Genomic DNA, 15159 nt, shown 5'->3' on the forward strand with positions numbered 1-15159 from the left:
GCGGTATAATGCAATCTTGCGAAATTCAGCCTTTGGTTGTCACGAGGCGCTGCCTGGGGGTGGCGCGCCTTTCCGGGTGTGTTTGCGTTGCGCTTCAAGCGGCACTTTCCGTCATGCGGCCTTTTGCCCTGCGTTTTCAGCGGGAGAGAGGTACTCCCGGCACGGTGGCGCCGGGAGCAATATCGTCAGTGCGTGAGCGCGGCCTTTTCAATGACCGAAGCGACTTCCTCGGCATGGACGACGAGGGAGGCGTGGCTGCCAGCCACCTCCGTGGTCTCAGCCTTGATCCTGGCCGCGAACAGTTTCTGGGTCTCCGGTGCGATTACCTTGTCCTTCGTGCTGATCACATAGAACGTCGGCTTGTCGTGCCAAGCCGCGATATCGACCGGAGCCTCGTAGGCTGTGTGGTTCAGCGGAAGCTGCGAGTTTGCCAGGGATTCGGCAATCTTCAGCGGAAGGTCCGCCGCGACCGCCGTCGGAAACACTTTGGGATCGATATAGAGGTTGCCCTTGTCGTCGGGATGAATTGCATTGGTGCCTTCGGTTGCCGGGCCGTTCTTGGCCAGAGCCGCCAGAGATTCTCCAACGTCAGGCGCGAAGGCGGAGACATAGACGAGCGCGGAGACCTTGGGATCGTCACCGGCTTGCGTGATGACCACGCCGGCCCAGGAGTGACCAACGAGGACGGTCTTGCCGTTCTGCTTCGCCAGTGCCTGCTTGGTGGCATCGACATCCGCAGCCAGCGACGTGAGCGGATTTTCGACTAGCGTTACGTTATAGCCCTTCTTCGTGAGGATATCGGCAACGGGCTTCCAGCTTGTCTGGTCGACGAAAGCGCCATGGACGAGCACGATATTGTGCGCCGCCCCCTTGGGTAGACCAGCCGATTGGGCGGGCGCGGCAAACGCTGCCCCGGCGACGAGAACTGTGGTGGCTAAGAGTAGTATATTTCGCATTGCTTGCTCCTGTTTGGATGCCGACAACCCCGACCCACGAAAAGGGGCAGGCACTTGGGTACGTGTTGCGGCAGTTAGCCAGATTGCTTGCTGGGTGACCTGTTGGCTCACGTCGACACGGAATAATACGAAGGGTTCCGGGACGTTAGGCCCCGATCGTCCGGATATTGTGTCCGACCGTACGGCGGACTAACATCAGGGGCATGGACATCCTCGCCGAAGTGCTCGATCGCGTTCGACTGAGCGGCACCCTGCTCTTTCACTTCGAGCTCGGTCATCCCTGGAACCTGGCCTTGCCGGAGCGCCCCTACGCTCTGTTCCATTATCTCAGTCGTGGCACAGCCACCCTCGCGCTCGAACATGGGCAAGAGCTCCGCATGGCTGAGGGCGATCTCGTCGTCATCACACGCGGCGAGCCCCATTTGATTTACTCGGATAGTCGGACGAAGCCATTCCTGGTTACGGACCTCGATCGACCCGCACATCTTGGCGTCGTGCGTCACGGAGGCAGCGCGCAGCCGCTCTCGACGATGATCTGTGGCAATTTCATTCTCTCGTGGCCCGCGCGCGGTAGCGTGATGGAACTGCTTCCGCCCATACTTCTCCTGAAGCCGGCGATAGACGGTGACTGGCTTGAGGCGATTCTGCGCCGCATGGTGAGCGAGTCGGCGCTTGAACGTCCCGGCCAACGCGTCGCGCTCTCGCGAATGACAGAGGTGCTCTTCGTCGAGGTGTTGCGAAGCTGGATCAAATCTCTCCGGCCAGGAGAAGGCGGATGGCTTGGGGCGATGGCCGACCCCTATATTGGACGAGCGCTTGAGTTGATCCACGAACGACCGGATCGGCCCTGGACACTTCGCGACCTCGCACATCGCGTGGGGCTCGGCCGCTCGGTGTTTTCGGCTCGCTTCACCAAGCTCGTCGGCCAGTCCATGCAGCGCTATCTGATTGCGCGCCGGATGTCGGAAGCTGCGTTCCTACTGGAAACAAGCGATGAGGGGATTGCCCGGATCGCAAGCCGCGTTGGCTACGAAACCGTCGCGGCGTTCTCGAAGTTGTTCCATCGGCACCACGGCCTGTCACCCGGCCGCTATCGAGCAGCTCGGCGCACTGACGGCCGCCCAAGGCCAGGGGAATTTCCTGATCAGGAGTCGCTGACCGATCTTGACCAAGCTGACGTCCAAGCCGTCGCTAAGGCCGTATAAGAACCTCAGCTTCAATCTCGACGGGAAGATCAAATGGCAGGCCTGCCACGCCTATCGCGGAGCGGGCGTGGGATCCGCGTTCGCCGCCGTAAACCTCTGCGATAAGGTCGCTGAACCCATTGATAACGAGTGGATATGAGTTGAAGGAGGAATCTGTATTCACCATGCCAAAGACGCGAAGCCAGCTGTCCACCCGGTCCAGATCACCCAACGCAACTTTCAGGCTGGCTAACATTGCCAGTGCGGTCAGGCGAGCGGCATGGTAGCCTTCTTCCAACGACAGATCTTTCCCGACCTTTCCGAGCGGTCCAGCAATCGACCCGTCTAAATTGAGCGGTCCGTGTCCGGAAATATAAGCCCTTGACCCTGAAATGCGAACCCAGGGGAAGGAGAGTTTCACGCCAGGCGGAAGGGCGATCGGCGCCGGAAGTTCTAGTCCCAACCGTTGTAGCTGGCTTTCGATATGCGACATTGGGTGATTGGCTCCTGTTGTTGTTTGGGAAGTTCCAACGAGACGCGTGGCGCCGGATCGGCATATCTCATGTAGATAGCGACTTCACCTGGCGGGTTGTATGGCTGGACCAGCACGGACATTGACGAACTGGTCAATGCCCGCAGCCCGGCTAACCATCCAGCCCATGCAATGTGGGCAGAAATGATGTCTGCTGGCGCAGAAGTGATGTGTGCTGGCGCAGAAGTGATGACTCGTCGAGCCCGTTGTCCTGTTTTGCAAGGGACTTGGCCGGCAGCAGATGCTAAAGCTTTTCCAGAGCCCTCAAGGCGGCAAAGGAGCAGGGAACCATGACCAGCGCACTCCTTATCATCGACATGCAGATGGTTATGCAGGAGCGGCTCGATGCCGGGCGCGAGCGGGTAAATGGCGAGGCGGGAGAGAATATCGCAGCCCTTGCCGCAGCCTTCCGCGCCGCCCGCAGGCCGGTCATCCATATCCGTCATCGCGAGGCCGACGAGAGTTCGGCGCTCCATGAAAATGCACCGGGATACCAGCCGATGCCCTGCGCGAAGGCGCGGGAGAACGAGCCCGTCTTCGTCAAGTCCACGTCGTCGGCCTTTGCCTCCACCGAGCTCGAAGGCTATCTGCACGAGGTTGGCATCACGCATCTTGTCGTGGCAGGGGCGGTTGCCGGTTTCTGCGTCAATACCACCGTGCGCGCTGGCTCCGATCTCGGCTTCAAGATGAGCGTCGTCAGCGACGCCGTGCTCGGCTTCGACCTGCCGGATGCGCATCTATCGGCCCGAGCGATCTTCGACGTGACGATGGCGCATCTGAAATCCGATTTCGCCGAGATCGTCGAGACGCGGCAGCTGACGGCCATGCAGCCTGCTTGATGGGGCGGCCTGAGTTCATCGCCTAGCCCTGTTTCTCGCCCACCAATCCGAGGATCGGCCCATAGCCGCCGTGCCAGGATGTATCGTTGCGGCCGAGCGCCGGATTGTAAAGCCCGGTGCCGTTTCCGCCGTCGAGGAAGAGCGCGTCGGGGCATTTGAGTTCGTCGCGGAAGAAGCTCGCGAAATCGTGGAAATTCACGTCGCCTTCACTGATGACGAAGCGGAGCGTGCCGTCGGCTGAGAGCCCGACACCGTTGCGGCGCGTGCGGTCGCTCGAGCCTGGTATGAAGATCGGATTGATCTTGCCCGCGATGACGAGCATCGGGCCGGATTGCGTGGCGAGGCGCGTTTTCAGCCGCTGCTTCAGGAAATCCCCGGTAGGGATGATGTGGGCGCCGGTCTCATCGAGATAGAAGATGCCGTTCGGCTGCTTGAAGAAGTTCGGCACCGGGCCGGAAACCTTGGGCGGCGCCTCGATATTAGCCGGTATCAGCTCCTTGCCATCCTCGACATAAAGCCCCATCGGCGTGAAATCCTCGCGGTACATGCCGGCATTCATGGCAAAGAGAAGCCGATGTCCTTCATCGGTGACAGCATCGGCGACGCCCGAAAACCTGCGATAGGGCTTGCCCCCGGCATCCTTCCAGAACAGGCGCAGATCCGCCTTTGCGGGATCGACATCGCAGACGATATAGGCGGCGCCTTCGAAGCTTTGGCGCGTGCAGGGGTCAGCAGGGGCCGGCGTGCCGCCTGCATCGGAAGTCTCGGCCCTGGCGGCAAACGCGCCGGCAAGGAACAGGGCAAAGGCGAACATGGTGCGAAGCATGGCATCTCCTAACTCGTAACCCGTAACTCGTAGCTGATGACGGGGAAAGAAGGCGAGAGCGAGGATCAAATTAACGTCTGCCTGCGAAGCTTGCCGCATGCCCACGCTGACCGACCTGCTGCCATGGATATTGGCCCTGCCGCCCGCCCTTTGGGAGACCGGACGGGTCCGGAAGACCTATGGCGCAGCGCTCGGCGCAGTTGCCGGTATCATCGTCTTCGGCGGTATCTTCCTCTGGGGGGTGGCACTGGCATTGGTCATCTCCGACCTCGATATGCGGTTGGGTCCTGTCGTGGTGCTGCAGGCGCTCTGCCTGCTGGTCGCACCGCCGGCGGTCACCTGGTGGGTCGGGCGGAAGTCGAGCCTTGCCGCCGGCATTTTCGCAGGCATCGCCGCGGGCTTTTGCCTCCTCTTCGTCACGAGCGTCATCTGGCTTGCCGTGGAGGGCGTCTGAGCAGCAGTGCGGGAGAGGCCGGTTGGTCAGCGCCAAACCCAGCGGTCAATTCAAGCCCCATTTGACCGGCCGCTTCTGTGGTATATCCTGCCCACCAGCCAGTGACATAACCGCAAAGGGTGCGCTCATGGAGACGATCAGGATCGGCGGTTTGGCGCTGGAATTCCTGCACAGCAAGGATGATACGGCCGGCAGCCTCGATCTCTTTCGCATGACGGTCGCGCCGCAGGCCAAAGTGCCGGTGCCGCATTATCATGAGAGCTGGGATGAGGTGGTCTATGGTCTCTCGGGCACGCTCACCTTTCGCATCGACGGCGCCGATCAGGTGATCGGGCCGGGCGGGTCAGCCTTCATTGGCCGCGGCGTGGTACATTCCTTCCGCAATGACAGCCAAGAGCCGGCAACCGTCTTGAACGTCTTGACCCCCGGCGTGCTCGGCCCTGCCTATTTCCGTGAAATTTCCGATCTCATGGCCGCCGGCGGGCCGCCCGATCTGGAGAAGGTGAAGGCGATCATGGGCCGCTACGGGCTGGTGCCGGTAGCGGGCTAGGCGGCGGCCACAGCATCGGCCCGAAAATCGGAATCGATTTTCGGAAAGCCTGATGCGTCGGTTCAAAGGTCAGAGCGTCCTCTAGCGAGGATGGCCACCGCAGTCCGTCATGCCGCGAGCGTTCCCACGATATCGGCATAGGCTGCCTTGCGGATATCGGTCTTGAACTGGCCCCACATGCCCTCCAGCGCCGTGTTGGTCAGCGTCAGCACGGTCAGCCCGTTGGCGGGGTCGATGAACCAGTTGTGACCATAGGCGCCGCCCCATTGCAGCGTGCCCGGCGCCTGCGGCGAGGCATCGGCGGCCGGATCGGCGAGCACTGCCCAGCCGAGGCCGAAACCCCAGCCGGGGCCGTCGGACTGGGCGGACGCGCCGATGCGGTCGCGCCGCATTTCGGCAAGGGTCTCTGGTTTCAGGATGCCGCCGCCATCGGTGCGCATCGCCTCGAAGAAGCGCAGCATGTCGTCTGCCGTGCCGACCATGCCTGCACCACCCGAGGGATAGGCGGAAGGCGCAAGCGCGCGCGACGGCGAGAAGATGGCGTTGCCGGTGGTGCTGCCATCGCGCATGGCCTCCGGCTCAGGCGTGCCGTCCAGATAGGGTTTGACCAGACGTTCCGGCGCGCGGGCCAGAAAGCCGGTATCGGCCATGCCGAGCGGGCCGGTGACATGCCTTGCGACGATCTCCTGCAGCGGCGCATCCGCCACGCGCTCCAGAACCGCGCCGATCACATCGATGCCGAGCGAATAGCGCCAGGCGCTGCCGGGCGCAAAGGCGAGCGGGGCTTCACCCAGCCGGCGGATATTCTCGTCCAGGTCGAAATCCACGAGGTCGAGCCCGTCGGAAATGCCGAGCCTGCGATAGGCGCCCTCCGGCCCCTCGATGAAGCCGTAGCCGAGGCCGGATGTGTGGGTCAGCAGATGTTCCAGCGTGATGACCGGCCGGCTGCCATCGGCAAGGGCCGGGCGGAAATCCGGCAGGGTGGCGGTGACGGGATCGGAGAGCCTGATCGCGCCCGTCTCGACGAAATGCATGGCGGCAGCGGTGACGACCGGCTTGGTGAGCGAAGCGAGCCGGAAGACCAGCGAGGCTTCCATCGGGCGGCCGGCTTCGCGGTCGGCAAGGCCGGCGGCGCGGCGATAGACCATCTCGCCGTCCTTCAGCACGGTCACGACGGTGCCGACGATGCGCCGCTCGGCGATGGCGCTGTCGATCGCCCGATCCAGCGCCGGCGATCTTTTTTTCGCCTCCGATCTTTGCTCTGGACCCGATATTTTCTCTGGAATAGACATCACGATCCTCCTATTATCACAATGACCACTCCAGAATAACGGAGCGCCCAAGGATTTCAAGAGTGATCACTGTGATAAATGAGGAAAAGCGCCGCCGCGGCCGTCCACCGGCTTTCGACCGCGCCGAGGTGCTTAGCAGGGCAGCCATCCTCTTCTGGCAGCGCGGTTATGAGGGCACCTCGATTTCGGACCTGACGGAGGCCATGGGCATCACGCCGCAAAGCCTCTATGCCGCCTTCGGCTCCAAGGCGGAGCTCTACCGCGATGCGGTGAGCTGGTATCTGCACAATGTCGGCGAAAGCGGCTGGCAGGAAGCAGAAGACGTGGTCGATGCCTTCCGCACGCTGCTCGAGGACACGGCCGTCAATTTCACCCGACCCGGCTATCCGCCCGGCTGCATGATCTCGACTGCGGTGCTGACGGCCGCCGTCGAGAATATCGATGTCGCCGCCCATATGAGCCAGCTGCGCGAGGCCAATGTCGGCCGCTTCGTGGAGCGTTTGCGGCGCGCCATCAGTGAAGGGCAATTGCGCCCGGATGCCGATGTGACCGCGCTCGCCCGCTTCCTCGGCGCGATCATCCAGGGCATGGCGGTGCAGGCGCGGGATGGCGCGGATACGGCGACCTTGCGGGATATTGCCGACATGGCGATTGCGCAGCTGGAGCGCTGGCGGGTGTGATGGCGGAGGAGGTGGCGGGTTGGCGCCTGTCCGAAGAGCGAGGAGGGGCGTGATGCGTGGCGGTATTGCCTTTCCGCTGTCGTCGACCGCAGCTTACCCTAGGGAAAGCGGTAGGACGGATTCCACCCAGACGAGCTTCACGTAACGGAATACACCCTTGAATCCGTTCAGTTTTCTCGAAAATCTTCGCAATCCCGCAAAACATCACCCGATTGGGGGTGGCGATTGCCCAGCTAACGGCTAGGGTGAGATCGGCCTTGTGGAGCTGGGCCGACTTGACGCGACTTGGAGGCCGTCCTTCCCGACGAGCCTCCTTTTTTATGTACCATCCCCCGGCCGTGCGCGGGCGCACAAAAACTACCGGGCGTGAACGCCCAGCAGCTCGAACTCGTCGATCAGACCGACCACCTTTTCGCCATCGAATGTCTCAGCGCCGATGATGCTTTTCCCGTCATATTTCTCGGCCTGCAGGATGATGACGTATTTGTCCTGTTCGCGGAAATAGCCGTATTGCGGGATCTCGATATCGAGCGGCTTTCCATCGCTGCTGCCATCCTGCCCGGCTGCGAAGATCGCGGTTCCGTTATCAACATCTTCGGGTGCAGCACCCCGGCCGATCAAAAAGCCCGAGCTCGGCAGGGCCGGCCACTTGGCGGCGCCACTGAAAAGCATGGTGGCGCTGAGTGCTACGGCGAGCGCCCTGATGGTCTTGAACTCAGTTGCCTTTGCCATGGTCCACTCCTGCCATGCGAAGAAGGGCGGGGGGCTTCATTCTATGAATTCTCCCTGCAGCCAGAAGTTCCCAAAAACCGCCAACCGGAGGCAGGCGCAAGACTTGAGAACCGCACTGCACAATTTTATTCGCGATGGCGCATATAGGGCACGGGACATCCGGTAGCCGGATACCGGTGGAGGGTGCCAAAGCTCACTCCGGCTGTGGTGTCGGGGTTTTCATGTAGTCGCAGATCCCAGTGAAATAGAAGGTCTGCCCGCCCTGTTCGGCTTTCGACAGGCCAAATTCCCAGACGGCGAATTTATCGGAATCGTAATAGACTGCGGCACCCAGGAAAGCGTCGAGCCGGCCGCAATCGCCCATGCCGGTGCCCGTATAGATCGAAAGCGTCTTGCCTTCGATCTTGCCCTTCAGCACCTTGTCGATCTCGAAATCGCCACGTGTCATGCGGGTCGGCTGCCCATCGGTCAGCGAATCCGGAAGACCGACGCCGTAGGTCACCAGCTTCATGCGGCCTCTCACCACGAGGTCGGAACTGGAAAATCTCTGCTTATCGGACATTTTCTTGCAACTGCAGGCGGCAGCCTCCGAGGCTGTCAGCCCCAGAAAAAGCGACGCAAAGATTGCGGCACGACACGACATGACTTCATCGAAATCCCCATTTGAAAGAACGCATCATCCACCCCGGCCGCTTCTAGGCATGATTGCAGAAAATGGCGGACCGATGGCAGAACAGTATGCCCGTCTGATCTTTCTGAAGGGGCTGGGCTACGGGCCGTTGCATTGCTGTAACAGCTGTTTATCTTCGTTTGCTGTGGTCGAATCTGCGGTGTTACGGCACGGCATAAATTCGCAATTCAAAATTGACTTTCCATAGGGTTCGGATAGGCCTGCAGCTGCATGCCGGAGGGGATATTGTGAAAAAATTCATTGCAACTCTGGCTCTCGTTTCTTTGGCGGCAAGCGTGTCCGGCCCGACGGAAGCTGCCGACAGCTATCAGCGGCAATCCGTATCCAGAACAGTGATGACGGGCGTGCGGTCGAAGCTTGGTCAGCACTGGCACATCAAGAATAACTGCAGGCTGGCAGATGTGCCGGTCACCCGTATCGTCGAGGCTCCGAAGCACGGACGTGTCGAGATTGCGCGTGAGCGTGTCTTTCCCGATGCGAGCGGACAGTATGCCCGCTGCCGGAATGTCGAGGTACCGGGTCTCGTTCTCTATTATACCGCCAGGGGCGGATATACGGGCAAAGACAAGTTCGTCCTGCGCGCTCCCCACGGCGACGGGTTGATCAGGGACACCACGTTCAATGTACTGGTGCTGAACTAGGCTTCTACGCCGATCAGCCGACGTCCTGATCCGCTTCGCGTGTCATCTCTACCATTGTCGGGCGAAAGCCCATGGCGGCGAATAGGCTGCGGGCGGTCTCGTTGCGGTAGGCGGTGGAGAGCACGAAGCGTTCGGCGCCGAGGGATTTCAAGCCGGCCATCGCCGCTTCCAGCAGCATGCGGCCGAGGCCTTCGCGCCGCCGCGCCGGATCGACGAAGAGATCGTGGATGACGCCCGCCGGCCCGCGCAGCGACATGTAGTCGAAACCTTCCGATGCGGCATAGGCATAGCCGAGCAGCGCGCCGTCCTCTTCGGCGACGATCACGATGACGTCGGGTTGTGCGAGCTGGCTTTTGAGGAACTGCCCGTATCGCATCGGGGTGCTTTTGGCCGCTTCGATGAAGCGCTTGGCGTCCAGTTCGTGGTGCAGCGCGACGAGCAGGGCGCCGAAGCCGCCGAGAATGTCCATATCGCCTGGTGTGGCGGGGCGGATCTTTACAGCATGTTCAACCGGCTTGGTCGCCATATGTGATTCCATTGGGCTTGGCTCGCGGCGCTCGGGATGCGCGGAGATCCTTCCTACATCGCGGCTGGTTCCAAGGCCATATCTTCCACGCGTGATGAAGCCTTAGGCTGCCAGACGCCGGCTATCCGGCGATGGCCGGGCCGGGCACATATTCCGGAAACTCGGCCGCGCCCCGGCTCAGCGCCTTCACCATCAACAGCCCGTCGTCGAAATATCCGTTTCTCTGATAGAACTGATGCGTGCGCTCACGGCCGAGGATCATGGCGAGGCGGATGACGGCGCATTCCGTGCGCTCTGCTTCCGCCTCCATCCAGGCCATCATCGCCGCACCGATGCCGCGGCTGCGCAGTTCCTCGTCGACGGAGAAATTGTCCACCTCCATATATTTGCCGCACCAGAGCTGCGTGCCGATCCAGAAGCCTGAGATGCCCACCATGCGCTCGCCCATATAGGCAGCGATGCAGCGGTAATTGCCCTGCGCGATCATCGCCGACATGCGATCGCGGAAGACGGCCTCGCTCAAATGGCCGACCTGGCTGTTGAGCGGAAAGATCGTCGCGATTTCATCCATGCCGAAAAGCTCGCGGATGATGATGTCCCCGGACATGACACGCCCCCTTGTCACTATCGTCAGACTGCATCCGATCGGTGTCGTCGTCCAGGGCGGAGCCGGTGTTCCCAGCGAATCTCCACCACCTGTGGGGGAGGTGGCCGGCAGGACAGAGGGATGGCCACACGGCATACGGTCAGCTTTTTCGACGTTCCGCAGCCCTCCAGCAGCAAGAACGCGAGCAAATATTCCGGCGCTAAATCAGCCGTTTACAGCCGGAACTTGCCAGCGATTTTAAGTTTTTCTGCTGATTTCTGTTGCCAAATTTAAATTTGACCTTATATTGCCTTCATCGACCATTGCTTGTGACGTCGTTGAAGAGCCTATGCGCTCTCGTCAGATTTCCTTCCAAATAATCGACCCAATCCCGCAGGGTATCGCGGGGAACTTCAACGGTTGCTTTGAAAGGAGATCGTTATGAATACAGGTACAGTCAAGTGGTTCAACGCCACCAAGGGTTTCGGTTTTATCCAGCCGGATAACGGCGGCACCGACGTTTTCGTCCACATTTCTGCAGTTGAACGCGCAGGTCTGCGCTCGCTCGCCGATGGACAGAAGGTCACCTACGACATCGTGCAGGACCGTCGCTCGGGCAAGAGCTCTGCTGACAACCTCCGCGCTGCCTAAGAATTTGTCACGACTTCGCGCGACCACGGATGTACTGGCGCGCGGAGACGATGACAGAGGCCAGAAACTGGCCGGGGAAGGTCGGGAGTAGTCCCGGCCTTTTATTTTGATTTCATGTGGAGAACGATATGGTAAACCGTCGTTACCGGCCGGGTGACACCATCATGCTCAAGCATGGCGTTCTCGGCAGCGTCCAGCCCGCGGGCTCGGGCAACATTCTATCCGTCCTGCCGGCCGCGCAGGGCTTCGTCCATTATCGCGTCCGGTTCCAGAGTGAGAATTTCGAGCGCAGCATCCGCCAGGATGATATAGACGTCGCGGCATCGCCCTCGGCGCCCCTGCCTACCGAAGTGCGGGCGGCTTCCGAAAGTTCAAAATCGAGCTGGATCAATTCGAATTCGATCCGCATCAGGAAATAACAGCAGCAAAGCTGATTAAGGAGAAATCTTGCAGGTACTCGTCCGAGACAACAATGTCGATCAGGCCCTTCGTGTGCTCAAGAAGAAGCTGCAGCGCGAAGGTGTGTTCCGCGAAATGAAGGAACGCAGCGCCTATGAAAAGCCGTCGGAAAAGCGCGCCCGCGAAAAGGGCGAAGCGATCCGCCGCGCCCGCAAGCTCGCCCGCAAGCAGGCGCAGCGCGAAGGCCTGCTGCCGGCACCGAAGAAGAAGGTGATGCCCGCTCGCGGCGGTCGCTGATCTTTTCGCGGTCTCCCGATCCATCGAGAAGGAGGAAACATGACCGACACGAAGGACACGTTCTTCAAGCCCGAAAAGCTTTCGCCGCAGGCGAAGGCCGAGCAGACGACGTCTGTCGCCAGGGACATCCTCGAAAGCGAAGCTGCCGCAAGGCAGAAGAAAACGGAAAAGCTGCGCGCGCTGAGGCTAGCCCAGCCAGCCCCCGAGGCGCCGGCAAAGAAGACCAGGGCGCCGAAGAAGGGGTAGGGGCTTTTGGGCCTCGCCTTGCTACGGCTTTGGTATGATTGATGATTTTGAAGCGGTGCTCTTTTGGGCGCCGCTTTTTGTGTTTGACTTGCTGCCAGGCCGAAATGGGTAGCCGAAGGACTGGCTGAACACCTTCGGCACGACCCGGACTTCGGCGGGGCAGACAAGGCACTCCAAAGCTGACCGGGCTGCACGTCCTAACTGTTCATTTACCACAGCGCAAACTTCGCGGCTCGATGCTCGCATAAATTGATATCACCACGCGATACTGTCAAAACAATCAGCAAACTTCGGGGGAATGTTATGCTGTGGAGACTATTCGCAGTGGCGCTTTGTCTCTTGCTCCTGAATTGCGTCTATCTTCTCTACAGCGATGAGCCCTCGGTCGAGATGTTTGTCGCCGGCGTCATGCAGCTTTTGGGCGCTGCGGCCGTGCTCAGCTATGGCTTTGACCTTGAGATCATAGACCGGCGATATTGGAGCCACTTTTCCAAGATCTATGCCGCCTATATCGCCTATTGTATCGTCCAGCCGCTGTGGACTCTTTGGGGCATATCGACGTCCCACGACGATTCCGCTACCCTCTCCTTGCTATGGACGGCCGCTGGAGTGGCACTCGTGCTCATTGCTACGCTCGGCTATTTCCAATGGCTCGCCATGTTGCGTTGTTCGCGGGGAGAAGCCGCAGGCCGGCGGTAATTGCACCCGCCGGCACCCCAACTTCCCTCATCAAGTCAGTTGCTGACAGGATCGTTGAGTGCTCTCAGTCTTGCATTGGCGACGACGATGATGTGTCGCATGACGGCATTGATGGCGAGGCGTTTTGGCTTTCCGGCCTTGACGAGGTTTTTGAAGATATCGGCAAAGCGGTTGTTGCCGCGTATGGCCGCAAGCGCTGCCGTGAAGAGAGCCGGCCTGATGTGGCGGCGTCCTCCAGTGATGGTTCTGTAGCCGTTGCGTGTTCCGCTGTCGCGTGGATGGAGAGCGCAGGCCGCCAGGCTTGCAGCCTTGCGCCGGTTGATCTGTCCGAGTTCGGGCATGCTGGTGATCAGCATCGTCGACAGGACGGCACCTATACCGGGAATGGCGCGCAGGATGGCCTGACGCGCCTTCAGCTGCCGGCTGCTTGCGACGATGGCCTCGATCTCCGGCCTTGGTGCCGAAGGACCGGATGAAGGCCTTGACCTTGGCGGCATCGGCACGATGGGTGGGAATGGCGAGGCTTTCGAGGACCTTTATCAGCACGTCTTCGTAGCCGCCGGTCGCCTCGCAGACGGCGAGCATGTCGGTCGATCCGGCATAGGGTTTGAGGGCCGCACGCAAGGCAGAGGCCTCGTTTGCAACGGTGATGGTCTTGCGCGTGAGGCTGGAGAAGAAGGTGACGGTGCGCGCCGAGACGTCGCAGCCGAGAGCGGACTGGATTTTGCAGGCGTGAGTGGTCATGATGGGGTTCCATGCTTGGCATTGTCTGCGGGCTCGGCTCCTGCCGGCCCATTCAAGTCAACAAGCGATGCGAAGCTGGTGTGGCAGCGTCCCATGATGAGGCCGGTCGTCAAGACCTATTCCTGTGCGGGTGCACTGTTGCATGATCCCCGGGGCGGCCACCTCGGGGATCATCCATGCTTCCCATCCAGTAAAGCACGAAACCAACAGACAATTCCTGTGCTTGTCACAGGAATCCAGCCACCGCGCGTCTGCGCGGTGAATGACTCATGCAGTGAGAAGAAAAGTCTCTCCTGCCCAAGGACTTGGGCAGGCTGGATTCCTGTGACATCCCTCGTGCCGGCACGAGGAGGGAATGAGGGAGTGGTGGTGACTGCGCCGTACTAGCTCGACCCAACCCCACTCAATTCCGCACCTCGAAGATCATGTTGAACGGCGTTTCACTCGAGCGGCGGAAGTGGTGATATCCCGCATCCATCGCCACCTTGCGCAGTTTCATCTCGCCCGCCTGCGCGCCAAGCCCGAGGCCGACTTCCTGGGCCATGGAGGCTGGCGTGCAGATCATTGTCGAGGCGCCGTAATAGACGCGGCCGACGGGGTTGAGGTTGTCCTTCAGGCCGTCATGGGCGAAGGGTTCGACGATCATCCAGGTGCCGTCCTTTTTCATCGTCTCGCGGATATGGCGGCCGGCGCCGACAGGGTCGCCCATGTCGTGCAGGCAGTCGAACATCGCCACCAGATCATAGTCGCCGGCCGGAAAATCCTTGGCCGATGCCTTGCTGAAGGTCACCCGGTCGGCGACACCCGCCTCCTTTGCGGCGCGCTTTGCCCGCTCGATCGACGGACCGTGATAATCGAAGCCGTGGAAATGCGATTTCGGGAAGGCCTGGGCCATCAGGATCGTCGAGGCGCCGTGGCCGCAGCCGACATCGGCGACTTCGGCCCCGCGTTCCAGCTTTTCCTTCATGCCCTTCAGCGCCGGGATCCACTCCGTCACGAGATGGCTGTTATAGCCCGGCCGGAAGAAGCGCTCGGTGCCGCGGAAGAGGCAGGTGCTGTGCTCATGCCAGCCAAGACCGCGCCCCGTTTTGAAGGCTTCCTCCACCTTCGGCTCGTCCATCCACATGGATTGCACGATCTCGAAGGCGCCGCCGAAGAAGGCGGGGCTGTCCTCATTGGCAAAGACCAGCGCCTGTTCGGGCGTCATGGCAAACTTGTTGGACGCTTCGTGATAGGTGATGTAATCGGAGGCCGCCATGGCGGCCAGCCATTCGCGCACATTGCGTTCCGTGAGGCTGGTCGTTTCCGCAAGCTCCATCGAGGAGCGCGGCCGCCCATCCATCATCGCCTTGAACAGACCGAGATGATCACCGAGCACGACGAGAACGCCGGAGACACCAGCCCCGAGATCGCCGACGAGACGACCGACGAGTGCATCGACTTTCTGCATGTCAGGTTGCATGCCGTTCGGCATATCGGTTTTTGGCTTGGCCTGTTTTGATTTCCCAGCTTTCGGCAGATCAGTATTAGGCATGGCATCCTCCTCAAGATGCGCTAACCCCAGCCCGATAGATCGACCCTGTGGAGATTCTAGGCCGAGGCGCGGGGCAGTCAATGCTGCATTCGGGTGACAC

General features: G+C 60.8%; 21 protein-coding genes. 11 read left to right on the top strand and 10 right to left on the bottom strand.

Going from position 1 to position 15159, the window contains the following annotated elements:
* Nucleotides 1-185 precede the first annotated feature (185 nt).
* Nucleotides 186-956 (bottom strand): alpha/beta fold hydrolase, encoded by a 771-nt coding sequence (locus ACR9ZQ_RS12750; protein WP_481427963.1) that lies wholly within the window; start codon nt 954-956, stop codon nt 186-188.
* Nucleotides 957-1159: 203 nt separating this feature from the next.
* Here ACR9ZQ_RS12750 and ACR9ZQ_RS12755 point away from each other — a divergent pair, with 203 nt between their 5' ends.
* Nucleotides 1160-2161, top strand: coding sequence for a cupin domain-containing protein (locus tag ACR9ZQ_RS12755; protein WP_481427964.1), 1002 nt, complete (start codon nt 1160-1162; stop codon nt 2159-2161).
* On the opposite strand, the gene ACR9ZQ_RS12760 is transcribed toward ACR9ZQ_RS12755, so the two are convergent.
* Nucleotides 2148-2633 (bottom strand): RidA family protein, encoded by a 486-nt coding sequence (locus ACR9ZQ_RS12760; protein ID WP_310386218.1) that lies wholly within the window; start codon nt 2631-2633, stop codon nt 2148-2150. The two genes, ACR9ZQ_RS12755 and ACR9ZQ_RS12760, sit on opposite strands and share 14 nt — an antisense overlap.
* A 329-nt stretch (nt 2634-2962) precedes the next feature.
* Between ACR9ZQ_RS12760 and ACR9ZQ_RS12765 the strand changes: the two genes are divergently transcribed.
* The gene (locus ACR9ZQ_RS12765; protein WP_481427965.1) at nt 2963-3511 is read left to right on the top strand and encodes an isochorismatase family protein; all 549 of its coding nucleotides are present in this window, start codon (nt 2963-2965) and stop codon (nt 3509-3511) included.
* Nucleotides 3512-3533: 22 nt separating this feature from the next.
* Here the strand turns inward: ACR9ZQ_RS12765 and ACR9ZQ_RS12770 are convergent, their stop codons facing one another.
* The gene (locus tag ACR9ZQ_RS12770) at nt 3534-4337 is read right to left on the bottom strand and encodes a phosphodiester glycosidase family protein (protein WP_481427966.1); all 804 of its coding nucleotides are present in this window, start codon (nt 4335-4337) and stop codon (nt 3534-3536) included.
* A gap of 97 nt (nt 4338-4434) precedes the next feature.
* Between ACR9ZQ_RS12770 and ACR9ZQ_RS12775 the strand changes: the two genes are divergently transcribed.
* Nucleotides 4435-4791 (top strand): hypothetical protein, encoded by a 357-nt coding sequence (locus tag ACR9ZQ_RS12775; RefSeq protein WP_481427967.1) that lies wholly within the window; start codon nt 4435-4437, stop codon nt 4789-4791.
* 127 nt (nt 4792-4918) lie between these two features.
* Nucleotides 4919-5341, top strand: a complete 423-nt coding sequence (locus ACR9ZQ_RS12780) for a cupin domain-containing protein (RefSeq protein ID WP_481427968.1) — start codon at nt 4919-4921, stop codon at nt 5339-5341.
* Between the two features lie 107 nt (nt 5342-5448).
* On the opposite strand, the gene ACR9ZQ_RS12785 is transcribed toward ACR9ZQ_RS12780, so the two are convergent.
* Nucleotides 5449-6633 carry a serine hydrolase domain-containing protein gene (locus ACR9ZQ_RS12785; RefSeq protein WP_481427969.1) on the bottom strand — a complete coding sequence of 395 codons (1185 nt, stop codon included), beginning with the start codon at nt 6631-6633 and terminating at the stop codon, nt 5449-5451.
* Nucleotides 6634-6695: 62 nt separating this feature from the next.
* Between ACR9ZQ_RS12785 and ACR9ZQ_RS12790 the strand changes: the two genes are divergently transcribed.
* Nucleotides 6696-7313 (top strand): TetR/AcrR family transcriptional regulator, encoded by a 618-nt coding sequence (locus ACR9ZQ_RS12790; RefSeq protein WP_481427970.1) that lies wholly within the window; start codon nt 6696-6698, stop codon nt 7311-7313.
* A gap of 357 nt (nt 7314-7670) precedes the next feature.
* Here the strand turns inward: ACR9ZQ_RS12790 and ACR9ZQ_RS12795 are convergent, their stop codons facing one another.
* Together ACR9ZQ_RS12795 and ACR9ZQ_RS12800 are read right to left on the bottom strand one after the other, a co-directional pair.
* Nucleotides 7671-8045 carry a hypothetical protein gene (locus ACR9ZQ_RS12795; protein ID WP_481427971.1) on the bottom strand — a complete coding sequence of 125 codons (375 nt, stop codon included), beginning with the start codon at nt 8043-8045 and terminating at the stop codon, nt 7671-7673.
* Between the two features lie 193 nt (nt 8046-8238).
* The gene (locus ACR9ZQ_RS12800; protein WP_481427972.1) at nt 8239-8556 is read right to left on the bottom strand and encodes a hypothetical protein; all 318 of its coding nucleotides are present in this window, start codon (nt 8554-8556) and stop codon (nt 8239-8241) included.
* A 407-nt stretch (nt 8557-8963) separates the two neighbouring features.
* Here ACR9ZQ_RS12800 and ACR9ZQ_RS12805 point away from each other — a divergent pair, with 407 nt between their 5' ends.
* Nucleotides 8964-9377, top strand: a complete 414-nt coding sequence (locus ACR9ZQ_RS12805) for a hypothetical protein (protein WP_477923642.1) — start codon at nt 8964-8966, stop codon at nt 9375-9377.
* Nucleotides 9378-9390: 13 nt separating this feature from the next.
* Here the strand turns inward: ACR9ZQ_RS12805 and ACR9ZQ_RS12810 are convergent, their stop codons facing one another.
* Both ACR9ZQ_RS12810 and ACR9ZQ_RS12815 read right to left on the bottom strand, forming a co-directional pair.
* A complete protein-coding gene (locus ACR9ZQ_RS12810; RefSeq protein ID WP_481427973.1) occupies nt 9391-9903 on the bottom strand; it encodes an N-acetyltransferase family protein in 513 nt (170 codons plus the stop codon).
* Between the two features lie 121 nt (nt 9904-10024).
* Nucleotides 10025-10510 carry a GNAT family N-acetyltransferase gene (locus ACR9ZQ_RS12815; RefSeq protein WP_310386200.1) on the bottom strand — a complete coding sequence of 162 codons (486 nt, stop codon included), beginning with the start codon at nt 10508-10510 and terminating at the stop codon, nt 10025-10027.
* 420 nt (nt 10511-10930) lie between these two features.
* Here ACR9ZQ_RS12815 and ACR9ZQ_RS12820 point away from each other — a divergent pair, with 420 nt between their 5' ends.
* From ACR9ZQ_RS12820 to ACR9ZQ_RS12840, 5 genes are all read left to right on the top strand, one after another.
* A complete protein-coding gene (locus tag ACR9ZQ_RS12820; RefSeq protein WP_007819041.1) occupies nt 10931-11140 on the top strand; it encodes a cold-shock protein in 210 nt (69 codons plus the stop codon).
* Between the two features lie 128 nt (nt 11141-11268).
* Nucleotides 11269-11559, top strand: coding sequence for a cold-shock protein (locus ACR9ZQ_RS12825; protein WP_310386198.1), 291 nt, complete (start codon nt 11269-11271; stop codon nt 11557-11559).
* A 28-nt stretch (nt 11560-11587) separates the two neighbouring features.
* Nucleotides 11588-11836, top strand: a complete 249-nt coding sequence (rpsU, locus tag ACR9ZQ_RS12830) for a 30S ribosomal protein S21 (protein ID WP_007819039.1) — start codon at nt 11588-11590, stop codon at nt 11834-11836.
* A 39-nt stretch (nt 11837-11875) separates the two neighbouring features.
* Nucleotides 11876-12082: a hypothetical protein gene (locus ACR9ZQ_RS12835; RefSeq protein ID WP_310386195.1), complete on the top strand. Its 207-nt coding sequence runs from the start codon at nt 11876-11878 to the stop codon at nt 12080-12082.
* Nucleotides 12083-12385: 303 nt separating this feature from the next.
* Nucleotides 12386-12781 (top strand): hypothetical protein, encoded by a 396-nt coding sequence (locus ACR9ZQ_RS12840; protein ID WP_310386193.1) that lies wholly within the window; start codon nt 12386-12388, stop codon nt 12779-12781.
* 35 nt (nt 12782-12816) lie between these two features.
* Here ACR9ZQ_RS12840 and ACR9ZQ_RS12845 read toward each other — a convergent pair whose 3' ends face one another.
* Nucleotides 12817-13278: a transposase gene (locus ACR9ZQ_RS12845; protein ID WP_481427974.1), complete on the bottom strand. Its 462-nt coding sequence runs from the start codon at nt 13276-13278 to the stop codon at nt 12817-12819.
* Nucleotides 13279-13928: 650 nt separating this feature from the next.
* A complete protein-coding gene (locus ACR9ZQ_RS12850; protein ID WP_310388656.1) occupies nt 13929-14999 on the bottom strand; it encodes a class I SAM-dependent methyltransferase in 1071 nt (356 codons plus the stop codon).
* Nucleotides 15000-15159: the final 160 nt, after the last annotated feature.

It is taken from the genome of Rhizobium sp. KNZ14-9A (assembly GCF_056755015.1).